Source organism: Paenibacillus ihbetae (assembly GCF_002741055.1).
Lineage (GTDB): Bacteria > Bacillota > Bacilli > Paenibacillales > Paenibacillaceae > Paenibacillus_AQ > Paenibacillus_AQ ihbetae.
The window spans coordinates 4,066,729-4,085,004 of sequence record NZ_CP016809.1 but is presented as its reverse complement, the minus strand read 5'-3'; the positions used below and the strand labels follow the sequence as shown (position 1 = coordinate 4,085,004).

Annotated in this window: 16 protein-coding genes; 2 read left to right on the top strand and 14 right to left on the bottom strand. The window is 53.9% G+C overall.

Annotated features, from left to right (window positions below):
- Positions 1-2 precede the first annotated feature (2 nt).
- From BBD41_RS18115 to BBD41_RS18085, 7 genes are all read right to left on the bottom strand, one after another.
- The gene (locus BBD41_RS18115; protein WP_099478392.1) at positions 3-1,172 is read right to left on the bottom strand and encodes an exo-beta-N-acetylmuramidase NamZ family protein; all 1,170 of its coding nucleotides are present in this window, start codon (positions 1,170-1,172) and stop codon (positions 3-5) included.
- Positions 1,169-1,864 carry a hypothetical protein gene (locus BBD41_RS18110; protein ID WP_077568225.1) on the bottom strand — a complete coding sequence of 232 codons (696 nt, stop codon included), beginning with the start codon at positions 1,862-1,864 and terminating at the stop codon, positions 1,169-1,171. Before BBD41_RS18110 ends, BBD41_RS18115 begins: the two co-directional genes overlap by 4 nt.
- Positions 1,865-1,891: 27 nt before the next feature.
- On the bottom strand, positions 1,892-2,998 hold the full coding sequence (locus BBD41_RS18105) for an ABC transporter ATP-binding protein (RefSeq protein WP_077568226.1): 1,107 nt from the start codon (positions 2,996-2,998) through the stop codon (positions 1,892-1,894).
- Positions 2,999-3,012: 14 nt separating this feature from the next.
- On the bottom strand, positions 3,013-3,846 hold the full coding sequence (locus BBD41_RS18100) for a carbohydrate ABC transporter permease (protein ID WP_007131755.1): 834 nt from the start codon (positions 3,844-3,846) through the stop codon (positions 3,013-3,015).
- A 33-nt stretch (positions 3,847-3,879) separates the two neighbouring features.
- Positions 3,880-4,797 (bottom strand): carbohydrate ABC transporter permease, encoded by a 918-nt coding sequence (locus BBD41_RS18095; protein WP_007131756.1) that lies wholly within the window; start codon positions 4,795-4,797, stop codon positions 3,880-3,882.
- A gap of 176 nt (positions 4,798-4,973) precedes the next feature.
- Positions 4,974-6,371, bottom strand: a complete 1,398-nt coding sequence (locus BBD41_RS18090; protein ID WP_077568228.1) for an ABC transporter substrate-binding protein — start codon at positions 6,369-6,371, stop codon at positions 4,974-4,976.
- A 48-nt stretch (positions 6,372-6,419) separates the two neighbouring features.
- Positions 6,420-7,256, bottom strand: coding sequence for a MurR/RpiR family transcriptional regulator (locus tag BBD41_RS18085; protein WP_077568229.1), 837 nt, complete (start codon positions 7,254-7,256; stop codon positions 6,420-6,422).
- A 225-nt stretch (positions 7,257-7,481) separates the two neighbouring features.
- On the opposite strand from BBD41_RS18085, the gene BBD41_RS18080 reads away from it, so the two are divergent.
- Positions 7,482-8,429: a BadF/BadG/BcrA/BcrD ATPase family protein gene (locus BBD41_RS18080; protein WP_099478391.1), complete on the top strand. Its 948-nt coding sequence runs from the start codon at positions 7,482-7,484 to the stop codon at positions 8,427-8,429.
- Positions 8,430-8,670: 241 nt separating this feature from the next.
- On the top strand, positions 8,671-9,588 hold the full coding sequence (gene murQ / locus BBD41_RS18075) for an N-acetylmuramic acid 6-phosphate etherase (RefSeq protein ID WP_077568231.1): 918 nt from the start codon (positions 8,671-8,673) through the stop codon (positions 9,586-9,588).
- Positions 9,589-9,697: 109 nt separating this feature from the next.
- Here murQ and BBD41_RS18070 read toward each other — a convergent pair whose 3' ends face one another.
- From BBD41_RS18070 to deoC, 7 genes are all read right to left on the bottom strand, one after another.
- Entirely contained in the window at positions 9,698-10,567 is an 870-nt protein-coding gene (locus tag BBD41_RS18070) for an SDR family oxidoreductase (protein ID WP_189636079.1), read from the bottom strand.
- Positions 10,568-10,890: 323 nt separating this feature from the next.
- A complete protein-coding gene (locus BBD41_RS18065; protein WP_028405059.1) occupies positions 10,891-11,856 on the bottom strand; it encodes an MraY family glycosyltransferase in 966 nt (321 codons plus the stop codon).
- A 608-nt stretch (positions 11,857-12,464) separates the two neighbouring features.
- Entirely contained in the window at positions 12,465-13,766 is a 1,302-nt protein-coding gene (locus BBD41_RS18060; protein WP_099478390.1) for a pyrimidine-nucleoside phosphorylase, read from the bottom strand.
- A gap of 200 nt (positions 13,767-13,966) precedes the next feature.
- Positions 13,967-14,674 (bottom strand): purine-nucleoside phosphorylase, encoded by a 708-nt coding sequence (gene deoD, locus BBD41_RS18055; RefSeq protein ID WP_007131765.1) that lies wholly within the window; start codon positions 14,672-14,674, stop codon positions 13,967-13,969.
- 19 nt (positions 14,675-14,693) lie between these two features.
- Positions 14,694-15,878, bottom strand: coding sequence for a phosphopentomutase (gene deoB, locus BBD41_RS18050; RefSeq protein ID WP_077568233.1), 1,185 nt, complete (start codon positions 15,876-15,878; stop codon positions 14,694-14,696).
- Between the two features lie 94 nt (positions 15,879-15,972).
- Complete coding sequence (locus BBD41_RS18045; protein ID WP_099478389.1) at positions 15,973-17,151, bottom strand: NupC/NupG family nucleoside CNT transporter; 1,179 nt, start codon at positions 17,149-17,151, stop codon at positions 15,973-15,975.
- A gap of 197 nt (positions 17,152-17,348) precedes the next feature.
- Positions 17,349-18,014: a deoxyribose-phosphate aldolase gene (gene deoC / locus BBD41_RS18040; protein WP_077568235.1), complete on the bottom strand. Its 666-nt coding sequence runs from the start codon at positions 18,012-18,014 to the stop codon at positions 17,349-17,351.
- Positions 18,015-18,276 lie beyond the last annotated feature (262 nt).

Genomic DNA, 18,276 nt, shown 5'->3' with positions numbered 1-18,276 from the left:
GATTATGCCTCCCCATACAGAAGATAAGGGGCTCTCATCGTTCTCCACCGATCCGCATCGCTCTCCCACTGCTCCGTGATGCGCCGAAGCCCTTCTTCCTCATGAATATGCTTCCTCACATTATCGCTGCCCGTAAGCAGATCAATGAAATAACGATTTCGCCCCTCGGGCGGCGTCAGCCATTGGAACGAATCCGGATACATCCGGCTGACCAGGTGCAGCAGCACAAGACCTGCACGGACCGCCTCCAGCTTCGTTGTGTCCGTGACGAACAGCATAACGCCCCCGCAGCTTACGCCCTGATGCTTCGAGAACGTCGGTGTCATGTAAACGGAATGGGCATGAATACCGGGCAATCGGTAGGCGTTAAACGCCTTGGCCAGCGCCTCGCCGTCGATCCATGGCGCGCCGATCCATTCAAACGGCCGCGTCGTGCCCCTGCCCTCCGACAGATTCGTTCCTTCGAAGAAGCAGGTCCCGCTGTACAAACGGACGGTATCCAATGTCGGGATGTTCGGGGATGGGAGCATCCACAGAAGACCTGTATCCGCATAGTCCATCTCCCTGCTCCAGCCTTCCAGCCCGATGACGTCCAGGTCGCAGCCCGTGCCCCTCAGATCATTCGCCATCCGGGCATATTCACCGATCGTCATCCCGGTGCTGATCGGGATCTGCCACCCGCCCACCATTGATTCATACCCTGCCTCAAGAAGGCCGCCTTCCACGCGATTGCCACCAAGCGGATTCGGGCGATCCAGGACGATCAGGCTTTTGCCGTGCTCCGCGCACGCCTCCATTACGTACAACAAGGTCGTCATGTACGTGTAGAACCGCACGCCAAGATCCTGGATATCAAAGATGAGGGTATCGATCTTCTCCAGCATTGCCGCATCGGGCTTGCGCGTTGCGCCATATAAGCTGTATACCGGTACGCCGAAGATGGGATCGACTTCATCGTCAACATGCTTGCCGGCCTGCAGCTCCCCGCGGAGTCCATGCTCGCAGGCGAACAAAGCGGTTAATTCGGATTCCGGCAAACCGGCTATGACTTCAATCGAAGAACGAAAATCCGACGTGAGCCCCGTCGGATTTGTAATGACGCCAAGGCGGCGGCCGATGATGCTGTTATGCTTCATCCCCGCCAGCCTGTCGATTCCGGTTAAACACCTCATATGCTGACACCTCCTGGCTCCGAGGACAGGGCGCCGTCAGCCGCAGGCTTCGCCTCCTCGGGATTCAAGACATTATAAGCTGCCTTATGCTGGAATATCGCCCACATGCCGTTGAACAGAAAGCCGAAGCCAACCACGGTGAGAAGAAGCGGAACGGCCACGCATAAGGCCTGAAAGCAAGCCCCGAGCGTATAAGCCGGATAACGCAGAAACAGCTTCACGCTGTGCGCCATCGCTTTGAAGATCCCCATGTTTTCCTGGATGACAAGCTGAAGCGTGTAGAATTGGGAGACCACGGCCATAATGACAAAGTATGTCTGGAAAACCCCGATCGCGAGGTACCCGATACCGTCTTTGCCACCGTAATACCACCAGGTAGACCACAGGATGAGAATCATCACCACGAAGAAAGAGCCCATGACAACGGCGGGCAGAAACCCCTTGACGGCCCCCTCGAACACATCCTTCAGCACCGGCTTGCCTCTCTCCGTCTTCCGGTGGTAGGCATAGCAGACTCCGAAAAACAGCGGCATATACAGCACCGGAAGCAGCAGCAGCGCCTCCAGCACCGGTGCGAATATGACAACCGCCGCAAGCACCAGCGAGGTGATCATGCTGTACAGTGCCACGCTCGTAATCTCGCGGTACACCTCAACTCCCGTCTTCTTTAACACATCATTCAGCTTGCGCATAAGCTTCCCTCTCCTCCTCCAGATTGTTTACCAATCGATACGCTGTTCCGTCTCCGGATCGAAGAAATGCACCTTGTCGAAATTAAAAATAAACGTTTTGTCCATGCCCGGGTAACCGGTCGTCTCCGGGTGCACCTTCGCCGTCACGGTCCGGTTGCCGATCCGGAAGTATACCAGATTCTCGGAGCCGAGATGCTCCACGACCTGTATCTTTCCGGCATACGTGTAATCGCGGTTCGGCGTTCCCGGCAAATCCTCCCCGGATATATGCTCCGGCCGAACGCCTAGAATCAGATGCTTGTTCTCGTACTTGCTTAAGCCACGCGCCATCGCGTCAGGAATGGTAAACGAGCCGCCCTCCATCCGGAGCACATTCCCTTCCTTCGTCACATCAATGAAGTTCATCGGCGGAGAGCCGATAAAGCCCGCAACGAACATGTTCTGCGGATTCGCGTACAGCTCCGTCGGCGAGGCGATCTGCTGGATGATCCCGTTGTTCATGACGACGATGCGCTCCCCGAGCGTCATGGCCTCTACCTGATCGTGCGTGACGTAAACGATCGTCGCTTCAAGCCGCTTGTGCAGCTCTGACAGCTCGACCCGCATCTGCACGCGAAGCTTGGCGTCGAGGTTCGACAGCGGCTCATCGAACAGGAACACCTGCGGATCGCGGACGATCGCCCGGCCCACGGCCACGCGCTGCCGCTGACCGCCGGACAGCTCGCGCGGCTTGCGGTCGATCATCGATTCGAGTCCGAGAATCGATGCGGCCTGGGCGACCTTTTGCTCGATATAGGCTTTAGGCTTCTTCAAATTCTTCAAGCCGAACGACAGATTCTCGCGGATGGTCATATGCGGATACAGGGCATAATCCTGGAATACCATCGCAATGTCGCGATCCTTCGGATGCAAATTGTTCACGACCCGATCGCCGATGATGATATCGCCGGACGTCTGCCGCTCCAAGCCCGCGATCATGCGCAGCGAGGTCGTTTTGCCGCAGCCGGAAGGGCCGACGAATACAACGAATTCTTTATCTTCAATGACAAAGTTCGATCCCGCAACCGCGGTGAAGGTTCCTTTGTTATCGTCTACAAATTCTTTTCGGATGTTCCGAAATTCTACGCGTGCCATAACGTTGCCTCCTTCTAGCCTTTAACGGCTCCAATGGTGATGCCTTGCAGGAAATAGCGCTGAAGCGAGAAGAACAGTATCATCATCGGCAAGGCCGCGACGGTTGCTCCAGCCATGAGTGCGCCGAAATCCGTGGTGTCCGCGTAAACGAAGGAAGCCAGACCTACCTGAATGGTTCTCATTTCCGTCGTGTTGGTCACGAGGAAAGGCCAGAAGAAATCGTTCCAGGATGCCACGAATGTGAAGATGGCCAGAACGGCGAGACCGGGCTTTGCCATCGGCAGAATGACCTTCCAGAAGATCCCGAACTCTCCGCAGGCGTCGATGCGGGCGGCGTGAATCAGCGAGGTCGGCAGCGATGACATGTACTGCTTCATCAAGAAGATGTTTCCTACGCTCACGATACTCGGCAGAAGAATCGCCGTATATGTATTCCCGAGATCAAATACGTCAATCATCAAAATATAGAGCGGAATGAGTGTAACCTGAGCCGGAATCATCATGGTGCTGAGCAAAATCCAGAAGACCGCTTTATTCCCCGGAAACTTCAGCTTCGCGAACGCATAACCTGCGAGCGATGCAAGGAACACGTTCGTCACCGTCAAAATGGAGGAGATGAGCAGCGAGTTGAACAGCCATCTCATGACGTTTGTTTTGCTGAAGAAGCGTTCGTACGGGGCCACGGACAGCACGTCTGGAATCATTTGCGGTATAAACGAAGCAGCCGACTTGGTGTCCTGGACCGATCCGATGAGCATCCAGTACAGCGGAATGATGGTCAGAATGCTCCATACGACCAGGATGACCGAGGCTGAGACGAGCAAAATCACTCTCGATCTTGATTTCATGGGTGCACCCCCTCTTTAGCATAAGCGAAGTCGTTAGTATTCGACGTCGGATGAGAAATACTTGAACTGGATAACCGAAATGACGATGATGAGCGCCGCCAGAACGAAGGATTGCGCGGATGCCAGCCCGAATTCGTAAAAGTTGAATGCCGTGTTGTAGATCAAGTAGGCGATCGTCGTCGTTGCAAAGTTCGGTCCGCCCTGAGTCATGAGATATACCGAGATAAATACCTGGAAGGACGTAATCACGCCCGTCACGAGCAGATATAATGTCGTCGGCTTCATGAGCGGCCAGGTGATGCGCCAGAATTTGGACCAGCCGCTGGCATGGTCGATATCCGCCGCTTCATACAGCGATTTCGGAATGCCGCCCATGGCGGCCAGGTACAGGATAATGCCTGCTCCATGGGAGCCGAGCCAGTTCATCAGAATGAGCGAGAACAGCGCCGTATCCGATTTTCCCAGCCAGATTACCGGATCGAATCCGAACAAGCCGATGAAGCGGTTCAGCAGTCCGGCATGGGTCGGGTCGAAAATCGCCAGCCACACGACGGAGATCGTCACGCCGGAAGCGACGGCAGGAAGATACATGGTCGCTTTAAAGAACGTCTGCCACTTATCCTTCATTTGGAAAATAAAAAAGGATAAGGCATACGTGATGATAATGTTGACCGGTACCGTACCAACGGTGAACAGCACCGTATTCCACATCGATTTCCAGAACACCTCGTCCTTTACCATTCGGGTGTAGTTATCGGTTCCGATCCATTCGGAGCCCATGACGCTGTACTGCTGGAAGCTCATCAAAAACGCGGAAGCGACCGGATACAGCGTGAATATTAAAAACAGTAAAACCGGGGCCAGGATGAATAAATACGCCCAACCGTACTCGCGCATATACCCCTTCATCGGGGTCCGCGGCGGCCGAGACTGAGCCGGGGCCGTCTGCATGGTTATTTCCTCCTTCCGCACAGGTGAACAATTTTGACTAGGCCATTCTTGGGGTACCGGCTGTATAATCCGATTCACGAAAGCGCCGGATACGAGCCTTAGGTTACAATCGCGGTTAAAAAGGGAGTGGCCGCGCTCCTGATAAGGACAACGGGACACCCCCTGGTTACTTGAAATTACTGTCCTAAAATTTGTTTGCCTTTGTCAATGAAGTCTTGTGCGATTTGCTCCGGCGTCTTCTCGCCAGAGAACAGCGCTTGAATGTTCGGCTTAACGACCTGCTCCTTGAATTTCTTCTGGTTCGCGGAGTCTTCCGCATTCAGGCTCAAGGTTACCGGGTTGTCTCTAAAGTTCGCAAAGATTTCAGCAGCTTTGATCGTCGACTCGGAGCCCAGCCCTTTACCCTCGAAATATTCCGCCTGGGATTTACGAACGAACGGCAGCACCAGCTCGTTGGCAGAATTACCGGCCTTCGCGCCGCTGAGTCCTTCCATGATCAGGAACGTATTCTTCGCGTGCTCTTCGCCCTTATCCTTCTTCTGTCTGAAAGCTACGTAGCCTTCGCCAAACATGGATGTCTTGCGCTCTGCACCGTCATTGTGAGGCACCGGCAGCAGAACGAATTCGATCTTCTCGCCTTGAACCGTGCCGCTGTCGATATCCTTCGCGCGGTTTTGCAGCATAACATCATAGTAAGGAATCGCTTTGGATACGATTGCCGCTTCTTCGGCATAGAACAGGTCCATCCGCTTAGCAGGCGTAATCGCCGCAGTTTCCGCAGGCATATGACCGGCTTTCAGCAGGTCGGAAACGAAGGTCATCGTATCCAGGATACGCTCGTCATTCCACTGGAACTCGCCCTTATCGTTCAGGACGTCAGGCATGCCGTTGCTGCGGGTCAGCATTTCGATGAAGTCCAGGGACGTTCCGTCCGTAACCAAAGCATAGCGTGTATTCCCGTTCGGGAGCTTCGTCGTCAGCTTGCCTGCCGCTTCCTTGAACTCGCTCCAGGTCCAGCCGTTTTCCTGAATGGACTGCCAGTCGATCCCGGCTTCTTCAAGGATTTTCTTGTTGCCGCCCCATGCCCAGAGGGACTGGTACAGTGGAAGGCCGTACTGCTTGCCTTGGATCTGTCCGAGCTCCAATGTGCCCGGCAGGTAGTCGTTCTTAATCTCGTCGGTCATGTAAGGGGTAAGCTCCAGCGCAAGTCCGGTGTCCACATAGGCTCCGTCCACCGCATGGAAGTACAAATCAGGCGGATTTCCGGCGTTCAGGGCAACGTCGAATTTCTTCGGACCCTCTGCCCAGGACAGCACTTCGGTCTCTACCGTAATGTGAGGGTATTTCTCCTTCAGGTCCGCCACATGCTGTTTCAATTCTTCCTCATATTTGCCATGAACGGGATAAGTCCAGACGACGACCGTATCAGGCTTTGGTGCGGCCTCTCCGTTACCTTCCGGCGTTGTGGAGGTTCCGCCGTCCGACGTCTTGGTTCCGCCTCCCCCTCCACCGCATGCTGCCGTGAAGACCAGCATTAATGAAGCCAACAATGTGAGCCAACGTTTTTTCTTCATGTACTACTCCCCTTATCATAAAATATAGTTGTGGTTAAGCCGGAAAAACTACAACCGCTTGATGGCTTGCCGGCTCTGATCGAGATACTTGACCGAATTCTCATAGTTCCGGCTGGCGACACCAAGATATAAAATATCGATAAGATTAAGCTGTGTAATACGAGAGGACATTGCGCCGCTGCGAATTTCGTTCTCCGTCGAAGAGGTATATAGCGGAATATCCACCGATCGGCTTAACGTCGAATCCCCGTATTTGGTAATGCCGATCGTTCTGCATCCGTTCTCCTTGGCGATGCTCGCTGCCCGGATCACTTCCTTCGTTTCGCCGGAGTAAGATATGCACACCGCTGCATCCTCGGGTGTAAGCATAACGGCCGAAGTCAGCTGCACGTGGGGATCCGGGAACGAAATGCACACCTTGTTGATTCGCAAAAATTTCTGCTGGGCGTCCATCCCGATCAGATTGGAAGCACCTACGCCGAACATAAATATGCGCTTCGCCTGATCAAGGGCCGCTACGGCCTCCTCCACCTTCCCCTCCTCCATAATCTTCATCGTATCCCGAATCGATTGAATGTTATTGTTCGAGACGTTCTGTATGATTGCAGAAATGCTGTCATTGGGCCGAATATCCTGATATCCAGTGGCTAATGGCTCCTGCAAATCGCCAGCTACCTTCAACTTCAGATCCTGATAGCCTTTGAAGCCCATCGTTTTGCACAGCCTTACAATCGCGGCTTGACTTGAACCGCTTCGAACCGCTAGATCCGCGACCGACATCTGTATCATCTCTGCCGGCTCCTGCAAAATGAAGGCTGCAACCTTGCGCTCGGACGGATTTAATGTTTCAAATACCTCACGCAATCGAACCAATCCGCCGTTCATCCTTTGCCCCCCTTTTACGATTCATCCTCTGATCTACATCGTATGTAACATTTAGTAACATGGTTTGATCGAAAGCATGACTGGTATCGCTTTCAATATCAGCGGATTGAGTTCATTATAAATTGTGTGAAATAATATTTCAATACTTAATTCATAATTTAAAATTTTGTTTTACAACCTCTCTTTTTTCTCCTATACTGAATATAGAAAGCGAAGTGGTTCAAAATGGAAATTTTTATCGGAGTCGACGGCGGCGGCACAAAGACTGAAGCCGCAGCCATCAACGCCAGCGGCCAAGTCATTTCCCGTTTCACTGGAGGTTCCACCAATCCTTATATCGTCACCTTTGACGGGGCGATGAAAGAGCTTCAGGCGGTGATCGAGGGTCTCATGGAGCCCTTCAACCTTTCGTCAGCTTCATGTTCGTCTATCTGCCTCGGCATGTCAGGTGTAAGCTCGGATGAGGAACGGCAGCGGGTTCGTCAGTACCTTGAATCCCACTTCCTGGAGCGGCAGCTCTCCCCGCATATTTACATGCGTTCCGAAGCCGAAATTTCATTAATGGCTGTGCTGGAGCGCCAATACGGAATCCTGATCATTTCAGGAACCGGCTCCAATACCTACGGGATAACGAAATCCGGGAGCATCCACCGTGTCGGCGGCTGGGGGCATATACTCGGCGATGAGGGCAGCGGGTATCAGATCGGGCTTCAGACTTTGAAGTCCGTCATTAAAAGCCACGAGCGGATTCTGCCGCCAACTCGGATGAGCAGCTTAATTCTGAAGACTTATCCGCTGAGCCATATTGCCGATCTTAAATCATATATATACCAGCCTGCCATAACGAAGCAGAACATCGCGTCCTTCGCCCGCTGCTGTATTGAAGCCGCAGAAGCCGGGGATCACGTCGCTCTCGATATTCTCCGCTCGCAGGCCGACGAGCTTGCAGAAACGACTTCGGCGCTTATCATGCAGCATCATGAATTTGCGACGAGTGACGTGGTGTGCATCGGCTCGATCTTCAAGCATTCCCGCGTATTCCGGGAAGCTTATCGCGCGGCGATCCGGGAGCGCTACCCCCGGCTGCAATTTCCGGAGGCTGCGCATGACCGGACACCGGCGCATGGTGCAGCCATGCTGGCATACCGGCTATTCCAGGACGGAGCCCAATGATCCAGGCGAAATGTTGTAACCGTTATCAGGCCCCGTCCATATTTCTAGACTTAAGAAAGTGCATGTCTCACAAGATGAGGGCTTCGGCGTGCAGCTCCGCTGCCTTCGTCTCCTTGCTAATCAGCTGTACCGCCTACATATCGGACTGCCGGATGTGGATTCGTTCGACGCACACATTCATGCCGGATGCAGCTGTCCGCTCGCGGCACGCTTTCTTAATTCTTCAAAAAGGAGACCTCTCATGACGAACATTCTCAGTCAATTGACAACCGAACAGCCTCATGAACATACGCAGAACATTGATCAGTTGAGCTCAGAGGAAATAATGACCCTGATTAATAATGAGGACAGCCTGATCACCGACACGATTCGGGAGCTGATCCCTACCATCGCCAAGGCAGCCGATCTCATCGTAGAAGCCTTTCAGAACGGCGGCCGTTTATTCTACGTCGGTGCAGGAACAAGCGGACGGATCGGTATTCTTGACGCATCCGAATGCCCGCCGACCTATGGGACCGACCCCTCGATGGTGCAAGGTCTGATCGCCGGAGGTTTCCGTGCGGTGAAGGAAGCGATCGAAGGAGCGGAGGACAGCGAAGAGCTCGGTGAGCAGGACATGAATGAGCATGGAATCAATGAAAAAGACGTTGTGATCGGCATCGCGGCCAGCGGACGCACCCCCTATGTGCTCGGGGCTATGCGGCGTGCCAAGGAGCTCGGGGCGGTCGTGATCGGCCTGTGCAACAACTACAATTCTCCGATGCAGCAGGATGCCGATTTCGTGATTGAAGCCGTCGTCGGGCCTGAAGTGATTATGGGCTCCACGCGGATGAAAGCCGGCACTTCGCAAAAGCTGATTCTTAACATGCTGACGACAACAGCCATGATCCGGATCGGCAAAGTGTACAAAAATCTGATGGTGGATCTCAATCCGTCCAACAACAAGCTTGTTCACCGCGCCAAGCGCATCATCACGCTTGCTACCGGCGCATCCGACGAGGACGTAGAGAAGGCTTACTTCGAGGCTGGAGCGCATGTCAAAACGGCCATCGTCATGCTCCTTGCCAACGTTAATGCCGAAGAGGCTGCAAGGCTCCTCGAGGGCACGAACGGGTTTGTGCGCAGCGCCATCAACCTGAAAGCCCACAAGGGCTCTTGAAACCGGCCAGGCCCAGGGGCAGGCCCCTGGGCCGTCCGCTATCCGACGTAACGATAAAACGGGGATTCTTTAGATCGATGCTGATCTGAAGAATCCCCGTTTATTCGTCTTAGATGGAGTCCCTTCCCGTCAATCCTGTCTGACGCTCGCTCCAATCCCACAGCCGAGCCGCAAGCTGCGGGTCGCTGGCCTTCTCCGTCGTTCGAACCGGCTTGCACTTGACGAAATATTCGCCCGTCACCTGCTCCACCTCCGGAGCCGAGGACAAATATACTGCGGTTCTGGCGCCTTCATCCGGCGTAAGGAAGAACGGCCGAAGCATCCGATGCACCGCCTTGCCGAACCCCGTCTCCCTGTTTACGCCGATGCTCGTGCTGACCGCGCCAGGATGAAGCGCATTGGCCGTCACCCCCGTCCCGGACAGGCGGCGCGCCAGCTCTTTCGTAAACAGGATATTAGCCAGCTTGGACTGGGCATATCCCTTTGCCACATGAAACCCTTTGGACAGATTCGGATCCTCCCAATGAATCTTTCCGATTTTGTGCGCGCCGGAGGATACGTTGACGATCCTCCCCTGCTGAGCCCGCGTCAACGGATCGAGAAGCAGGTTAGTGAGCAGAAAATGTCCCAGATGGTTGACCCCAAGCATCGCTTCATATCCATCGGCCGTCGTCTCCCGTTTGATCGTGACGACGCCCGCATTGTTCAGCAGGACGTCAAGGCGGTCATACTGTTCCCGGTACGCGGAAGCGAACTGCCGGATGCTTGAGAACGAGCCCAGATCAAGCTGCATCAAACGGATGTCACCGCGTCCTTTACATGCCTGTCGTGCCTCCTCCAGCGCCGCCTCCCCTCTCGCCTGACTTCGGCAAGCCATAATTACGCGCGCCCCCATACGGGCAAGCGCAATCGTGGATGCGAGCCCCATACCGGAGTTGGCTCCCGTAATGACCACTATTTTCCCTGACATATCGCCCATCCGTGTTTCCCCTCCTTCGTTCAATAGGCCTGATCCTGACAGCAGGTTAGTTTCGTACCGTTCCATGCTATCTGCTTCTGACGGGCAGGTTGGCTTCGTATCGATGATAACGTAAGCGTAACGTAAGAGTAAAACATCTACCAACGCGCTCCTCACAGAAGACTGACCGCGTTTAGCGGTAGTTTTCCTGCGATATCAGGCTGCAAATCCAATCCGAGTATGTTTATACTTTCGGATATCTAAAAAAAATCCCGCCGCCAGCATTGGAGACGAGATTCATGAATGTTATGCGGCCTGATTGCTTCTCTTAAGCCTAAGCGCCGTCAGGCGCCGGCTTCATTCAAAGCCAGGATAATCGCCGTAAGGCCGAAGCACAGATTCAGCAGGCACAAGAAAACCAGGGTCTGCTTCTGATTAAGCCCGGTAGCGAGCAGACGATAGTGCGCCTGCGAGGCGTCTGCCTGGTAGATCGGCTTCGATTGCAGCATTCTGCGAATGACTACGATCACGTTATCGATGATCGGCACACCCAGGGCAAAGATCGGGATGAACAACGAAGCCAGCGTCGCTCCCTTGAAAGCCCCGTCCAAGGCGATAATGCCGAGGATGAATCCGAGGAAGGTAGCACCCGCATCCCCCATGAACACCCGGGCCGGCGGCTTGTTATACCGCAGGTATCCGAGCGCGGCGCCCACCAGAATCACAGCCAGCAGGGCGGATTCGCTCTGCCCCATCGTCATGGCGACAACAAACAGCGTTCCGCCCGATATGGCAGACAGCCCGCCGGCTAAACCGTCAATGCCGTCCGAGAAATTAATGACCGTCGTAACGCCGAAGATCCAGAAGATCGTCAAAATCAGCTGCAGCCATTCCGGCAGGTTGATGTAATGGCCGGTAAACGGGTTGTTGAAGCCCTCGAATTGGATGCCGTAGCTGTAAACAATGACGGCGGCGGAGATTTGAACGATCAGCTTCGGCAGGGAGGCGAGCTCTTTTCCCTGCGATTTGTACCAGTCATCGACAAGTCCGATGCCGAGAATCAGGACGCTCCCGATAAAAATCCCCACCGCTTCCCTGGAGATCGTACCGGTCAGCGCAAAATACGTAATGAAAAATCCGATGAAAATGGCGATTCCCGCAGTCAGCGGAATCGGTTCGCGGTGAATTTTCCGCTCGGAGTCAGGTCTTGGCTTGTCCACAAAGTCAATCTTGATCGCCAGCTTCCGAAACGGCGGAATCAGCACGAGAACCAGCACCATCGATATGACAAACGCTGTTAGATATAGCATGATTTCCTCCCAATAAATGATGAATGATGGAGAACATTGCAACCTCAGTATATGACTTTCGTCCAACTCTATCAACCTATCGACATAAGATTTTCTTAAGAAAATGCAATGAAATTTTTCATTTCTGTGGTAGGGTTCCCTTCCAAGCCGCAGTTATCCCTCCGTGCCGGAACACAGGGACATGAAAAAAAAGCCGCCGCCAGCGCAGCAACTCTCTGCCTGGCGACAGCTCCCTCGGACCGGCGGACTACGATTGTTTCTTATTCACCGCAAGCCCGATGATCATAATGATAAGTCCAAGCAAAGCAATCAACTGATCAATGGTCATGGCACAAGCCTCCCTCATCCAAGGTTGGCTCTTGACCGGTGATCCGCCTCTCCCATAAGCATTGCTTTACCTTTCCCCATTATCATCCTATGAGGGTGGCAGCTGGAATATGACCCATTTTTCATGCAATAAAAGCCTGCCCCTTCTCTTGTGCATCAAGGGGCAGGCTTAGCATGCTTGAGCTTCCGTTAAAATGAGGGCATTGGCAGCCCGGCATCACCCGAAATAGGGCTTCCGATACCAAGAGTACAGCGTAGCGGAACGATTCGGGAAATTCCGGTTATTCCGTTACAATGTCGTACACCAGAACCGGTGCATCGGCATGATCGTCAATCCGGATGCTCTCATACAGCTTCTGCTTCACGTCTTCCACGTCTTCGCGGTTCGCGTGGATGGTAACGAGCGATTCGCCCATCTTGACGAGATCGCCAACCTTCTTGTTAAGCATCAGGCCGACAGCCAGATCGATTTCGGATTCCTTCGTCGCGCGTCCGGCGCCGAGCCACATTGCCGCCGTGCCGATTTCGTCCGCGACGAGCTCGGCCACGACGCCGTCCCGCTGAGCCGGCAGCTCGATCAGATACTTCGCCTTCGGCAGCCGGTCCGGATCATCCACCACGGACGGGTCACCGCCCTGGTTCTGGATGAATTCCTTGAACTTCTCCAGCGCCTTGCCGTTGCGGATGACCTCTCTCAGCATCTCCTCCGCCTCTTCCAGCGACTCCGCCTTACGGGCGAGATACACCATCTGTCGGCCTAATGCAAGGCACAGCTCCTCCAGATCCTTCGGACCTTCACCGCGAAGGGCCAAGATCGCCTCCTGCACCTCCAGCGAATTGCCGATGGCAACGCCCAGCGGCTGGCTCATGTCCGAGATGACCGCCATCGTCTTGCGGCCGACATTGTTGCCGATGCTCACCATGGCGTGCGCCAGCTCCTTCGCATCCTCCACCGTTTTCATGAAGGCGCCCGCACCGGTCTTGACGTCCAGCACGATGGCGTCCGAGCCGGCAGCGATTTTCTTGCTCATGATCGAGCTTGCAATCAGCGGGATGGAATTGACGGTAGCCGTTACATCCCGAAGGGCATACAGCTTCTTGTCGGCCGGAGTGAGGTTCCCCGTCTGCCCGATGACCGCGATTTTATGCTGATTGACCAGGTTCACAAACTCTTCCTTGCTGATCTCCACATGGAAGCCCGGAATCGACTCCAGCTTGTCAATCGTGCCTCCGGTATGGCCGAGCCCGCGCCCGGACATCTTCGCCACGGGGATATCCAGTGCGGCTACAAGCGGTGCCAGGACAAGCGTCGTCGTATCGCCGACGCCACCGGTGGAGTGCTTGTCGACCTTGATTCCCTCAATTGCGGACAGATCAATCGTTTCTCCGGAGTTCACCATCGCCATCGTCAAATCGGCCCGTTCCCGGTCCGACATGTCTTGGAAATAAATCGCCATATTCATGGCGCTGACCTGGTAATCAGGAATATCTCCCTTCGTGTATCCTTCGATAAAGAAATTGATCTCTTCAGTTGTCAGTTCCTTGCCGTCGCGTTTCTTCGCAATCAAATCAACCATTCTCATCGTACATTCTCCTCACTCTTATGCGATGATAGTGCTCCTTCATCCGTCAGCTTCGCTGGAAGCACTGCAGCAAAACCAGCTTACCGTGCCGTTCCAAACCATAGGCGCGCCGTCCGGGCATCCGCGGCGATCATCGTGCTGCCCTCGTTACGGCGGCCCTTGGCTTCAAAGCTGTCTGCCCCTTGCGCCTCTGGCCTTATTTATAAGGATATCGCCGTATCCAGCGCGACTTCCATCATGTCGTTAAACGTCGTTTGGCGCTCCTCGGAGGAAGTCTCTTCCCCGGTCAGCAGATGGTCGCTCACCGTTAGAATCGTCAAGGCATTGACGCCGTATCTTGCGGCAATCGTGTACAGCGCCGTCGTCTCCATCTCCACGCCAAGCACGCCATGCTGCATCAGCTTCTCGACGACCGATTTGTCCTCGCGGTAGAACACATCCGATGTAAAAATATTGCCGACATGCATATTGAGCCCTTTTTCCTTCCCGCGCTCATAGGCGCCAAGCAGCAGCGGGAAGCTGGCAATCGGCGAATAATCATAGCCGTTAAAGTGGTGGCGGTTCATGCCGGAATCCGAGCAGGCCGCCTGGGCGAGAATGACGTCGCGGACGTGGACATGCTCCTGCATAGCGCCGCAAGTGCCGACCCGAAACAGATTTTTGACGCCGTACTCCCGGATCAGCTCGTTCACGTAAATCGCAATCGACGGCACACCCATGCCGGTGCCTTGGACCGATACGCGTTTGCCTTTATAAGTGCCCGTAAATCCGAGCATCCCCCGTACTTCGTTGTAGCAGATCACATCTTCCAGGTACGTGTCGGCGATGTATTTAGCCCGCAGCGGGTCCCCCGGCAGCAGGATGGATTCCGCTATCTCGCCCGGTTTCGCTCCAATATGTGTACTCATGTCCCATTCCTCCACTCATTCAATTGGTTTGCAGTTCGTTCAAAAAGCTGGTGCCGTGGTCCGGAAGCTTCACGCCGAAGTTGTCCGCTACGGTAGCCCCGATATCGGCAAAGGTCCGGCGAAGCGGCAGCTCCCTGCCCCGCTCAAAGCGCGGCGAATATACGAGAAGCGGCACGTATTCGCGCGTGTGGTCCGTTCCCTTATAGGTCGGGTCGTTGCCGTGATCCGCCGTAATGATCAGCAGATCCTCCTCCGTCATCTTATCGAACACTTCAGGAAGCCGCTTGTCATAATCCTCCAGAGCCTGGCCGTAACCTTTCGGGTCGCGGCGGTGACCGTACACCGCATCGAAATCGACCAGATTGAGGAAGCTGAGGCCGGTGAACTCCTCGTCCATGGTTTGGATCAGTTTATCCATTCCGTCCATATTGGACACCGTCCGCACGGCCTTGGTGATGCCTTCGCCATCATAAATATCCGAGATTTTGCCGAGGGCGATCACGTCGAAGCCCGCATCCTTCAGCTCGTTCATCGTCGTTCTGCCGAACGGCTTAAGCGCATAGTCATGACGATTGGCGGTACGCTTGAAGCTGCCAGCCTCTCCGACGAACGGACGGGCGATAATGCGGCCCAGCATATAAGGATCCTCTAGCGTGATTTCGCGGCAAAACTCACAGATCTCATACAGCTCTTTAAGCGGAACGACGTCCTCATGAGCGGCGATCTGGAGCACGGAATCCGCGGAGGTGTAAATGATCAACGCGCCGGTCTTGATATGCTCTTCGCCGAGCTCGGCAATGATTTCGGTGCCGCTGGCCGGCTTGTTGCCGATCACCTTGCGGCCGGTTTTCTCCTCAATGCGCTGAATGAGCTCATCCGGAAAGCCGTCCGGGAACACGCGGAACGGGGTATCGATGTACAGGCCCATGATCTCCCAGTGGCCGGTCATCGTATCCTTGCCGTTCGAGGCTTCCTGCATCTTGGTATAAAATGCCCGCGGCTGATCGGCGGCAGGAATGCCTTCGATCTCACGAATGTTGGACAATCCGAGCGAAGCCATATTCGGCATGTTCAGTCCTTGGCACTCCCGGGCGATATGACCAAGCGTATCGGAGCCGACATCATCGAAGTCGGCCGCATCCGGCGCTTCGCCGATCCCGACGGAGTCAAGCACGATCAGGTGAATTCGTTTGAAACGTTCCATATCCAAGCTCCCCCTTAACATAATTGATGTTCCATCAAAAGTCATACGGTTACGGTGCTTTTCCCTGGTATTGTTGGTGACGATCCTGCACGATCTACAGGAACAGGCCGGCAATGGTAGCGGAGAGCACGCTGACCAAGGTCGCGCCATACAGCAGCTTCAAGCCGAAGCGTGCGACCACATTTCCCTGCTTCTCGTTCAAGCCCTTGACGGCTCCGGCAATAATGCCGATCGAGGAGAAGTTCGCGAAGGAAACGAGGAATACCGATACGATACCGATTGTCCGCTCGGACAGGTGCGTAAAGTTGCCCAGATCAAGCATCGCCACAAATTCGTTGGATACCAGCTTGGTAGCCATGATGCTGCCCGCATCCACGGCTTCTGTCCAAGGCACGCCCATGACGAAGGCGATCGGAGCGAAAATAAATCCGAGCAGCTGCTGGAACGTAATCCCGAAGATAAGGTTGAAGATTCCGTTAATCATGGCGATGAGTGCAACGAATCCGAGAAGCATCGCCGCAACCGTGATGGCGACCTTAAAGCCGTCCATGATATACTCGCCCAGCATTTCGAAGAAGGACTGCTTCTCTTCCTCCTGGACTTCCAGGATATCTTCGTCTTTACCCACCTTATAAGGGTTAACGATCGATGCAATAATAAATCCGCCAAACAGGTTCAGCACGATCGCCGTGACGACGTACCGCGGCTCGATCATCGTCATGTATGCACCGACGATGGACATCGACACGGTGGACATGGCCGATGCGCACAGCGTATACATCCGATGCTTCGGAATACGCGCAATCTGCTTCTTGACCGAAATAAACACCTCGGATTGCCCAAGGATCGCCGACGCTACCGCATTATAGGATTCCAGCTTTCCCATACCGTTGATTTTGCTTAAGATCAAACCGATGTATCGTACGATAAACGGAAGCACCTTAATATATTGAAGTATACCAATCAACGCGGAAATAAACACGATCGGAAGCAGCACATTGAGGAAGAAAGGTCCGGCACCTTCATTGGCAATCCCGCCGAACACGAATTCAATCCCTTCCCCTGCATATCCAAGCAGCGCATCAAAGGTATTGGCGATCTTTCTAACAAGATACTCACCGACGCCCGTATTCAGCAAAACAAATCCGAGAATCAGTTGAAGCAGAATCATGACGGCCAGCGGACGATAGCGGATGTTGCGCTTATCGTTGCTTATGATGAACGCCAGACCGAATACGACCAGCAAGCCCAATATGGCGATTAAATATTTCATCGTCGTTGTTCCCCCACAGGTGATTTTTTTTGTAGAACATTACAGATTGCCTGAAACACCAATTCTAGCAGCTGCTCCTTGATAGTAGATGTTCAAAAAGTCGAATGTTCAGCGGAAGGCCCGGCTGAGTTCAAGAGTCGATGCCGAGTCTCTTCATGATTCACTTCGTGATCAAAAGGCGACTTTTTAAACGACCTCTAATAGGATGACGTTGATTGTCCGCCCTCCATAATTTTCACGCCCGAGCTCGCGCCGATGCGCGTTGCGCCCGCTTCAATCATCCGGTCCATGTCCTCTCTGCTGCGAACGCCTCCGGAAGCTTTGACGCCTGTTCCCTCGCCTACCGTTTTCCGCATCAGAGCCACATCCTCCGGTGTCGCGCCGCCGGTCGAGAAGCCGGTCGAGGTCTTCACATAATCCGCGCCGGCTTTGACGGCCAGCTCGCATGCCCGCACCTTTTCTTCATCCGTAAGCAGGCTTGTCTCAATAATGACCTTAACCAGCGCCTTGCCTGCCGCCGCATCAACCACGGATTGAATGTCGCTCTGCACCAATTCGTTATTGCCGTCCTTCAGCGCGCCGATGTTAATTACCATGTCCACTTCAGCGGCTCCGTTAGCAATCGCATCCTTCGTTTCAAAAGCCTTGACGGCCGAAGTTGTCGCTCCCAGCGGGAATCCGATGACGGTGCATACCTTCACCTTCGTTCCTGCCAGCTGCTCGGCGCACAATTTAACCCAGCCCGGGTTGACGCATACCGAAGCAAACTCATACTTTTTGGCCTCTTCAGTTATTCTTAGAATCTCCGCCTCGGTAGCGTCCGCCTTGAGCAGCGTATGATCAATCATTCCTGCAATATTCATTGCTGAAACCACTCCTTTTCGTCATCAATTTCAATCCTCTGTAAAGCGCTATCATTCTATCAAAAACCTATCAACGGGAACCATCATATCACAGCTCTGAACATATGTAAAACACCTTATGAAATTATGTTCATGCCGGTTTATGGCAATGATCTTTATCATTGTTTGCCACTCGATAAGCATTCCATTCAGGAATAATCTTACATCGGGGTCTGCCTATTATGCTCTATACCCTGTTCAGGTAAACATAATCAACATTACC

What these genes read in the sequence shown, in the direction of transcription:
- BBD41_RS18095 (WP_007131756.1), bottom strand. Translation starts at nt 4,797, where the DNA reads ATGCAGACGGCCCCGGCTCAGTCTCGGCCGCCGCGGACCCCGATGAAG.
- deoD (WP_007131765.1), bottom strand. Translation starts at nt 14,674, where the DNA reads ATGAGTACACATATTGGAGCGAAACCGGGCGAGATAGCGGAATCCATC.
- BBD41_RS18105 (WP_077568226.1), bottom strand. Translation starts at nt 2,998, where the DNA reads ATGGCACGCGTAGAATTTCGGAACATCCGAAAAGAATTTGTAGACGAT.
- BBD41_RS18060 (WP_099478390.1), bottom strand. Translation starts at nt 13,766, where the DNA reads ATGAGAATGGTTGATTTGATTGCGAAGAAACGCGACGGCAAGGAACTG.
- BBD41_RS18085 (WP_077568229.1), bottom strand. Translation starts at nt 7,256, where the DNA reads ATGAACGGCGGATTGGTTCGATTGCGTGAGGTATTTGAAACATTAAAT.
- BBD41_RS18065 (WP_028405059.1), bottom strand. Translation starts at nt 11,856, where the DNA reads ATGCTATATCTAACAGCGTTTGTCATATCGATGGTGCTGGTTCTCGTG.
- deoB (WP_077568233.1), bottom strand. Translation starts at nt 15,878, where the DNA reads ATGGAACGTTTCAAACGAATTCACCTGATCGTGCTTGACTCCGTCGGG.
- BBD41_RS18115 (WP_099478392.1), bottom strand. Translation starts at nt 1,172, where the DNA reads ATGAGGTGTTTAACCGGAATCGACAGGCTGGCGGGGATGAAGCATAAC.
- BBD41_RS18080 (WP_099478391.1), top strand. Translation starts at nt 7,482, where the DNA reads ATGGAAATTTTTATCGGAGTCGACGGCGGCGGCACAAAGACTGAAGCC.
- murQ (WP_077568231.1), top strand. Translation starts at nt 8,671, where the DNA reads ATGACGAACATTCTCAGTCAATTGACAACCGAACAGCCTCATGAACAT.
- BBD41_RS18070 (WP_189636079.1), bottom strand. Translation starts at nt 10,567, where the DNA reads ATGGGCGATATGTCAGGGAAAATAGTGGTCATTACGGGAGCCAACTCC.
- BBD41_RS18045 (WP_099478389.1), bottom strand. Translation starts at nt 17,151, where the DNA reads ATGAAATATTTAATCGCCATATTGGGCTTGCTGGTCGTATTCGGTCTG.
- BBD41_RS18090 (WP_077568228.1), bottom strand. Translation starts at nt 6,371, where the DNA reads ATGAAGAAAAAACGTTGGCTCACATTGTTGGCTTCATTAATGCTGGTC.
- BBD41_RS18100 (WP_007131755.1), bottom strand. Translation starts at nt 3,846, where the DNA reads ATGAAATCAAGATCGAGAGTGATTTTGCTCGTCTCAGCCTCGGTCATC.
- deoC (WP_077568235.1), bottom strand. Translation starts at nt 18,014, where the DNA reads ATGAATATTGCAGGAATGATTGATCATACGCTGCTCAAGGCGGACGCT.
- BBD41_RS18110 (WP_077568225.1), bottom strand. Translation starts at nt 1,864, where the DNA reads ATGCGCAAGCTGAATGATGTGTTAAAGAAGACGGGAGTTGAGGTGTAC.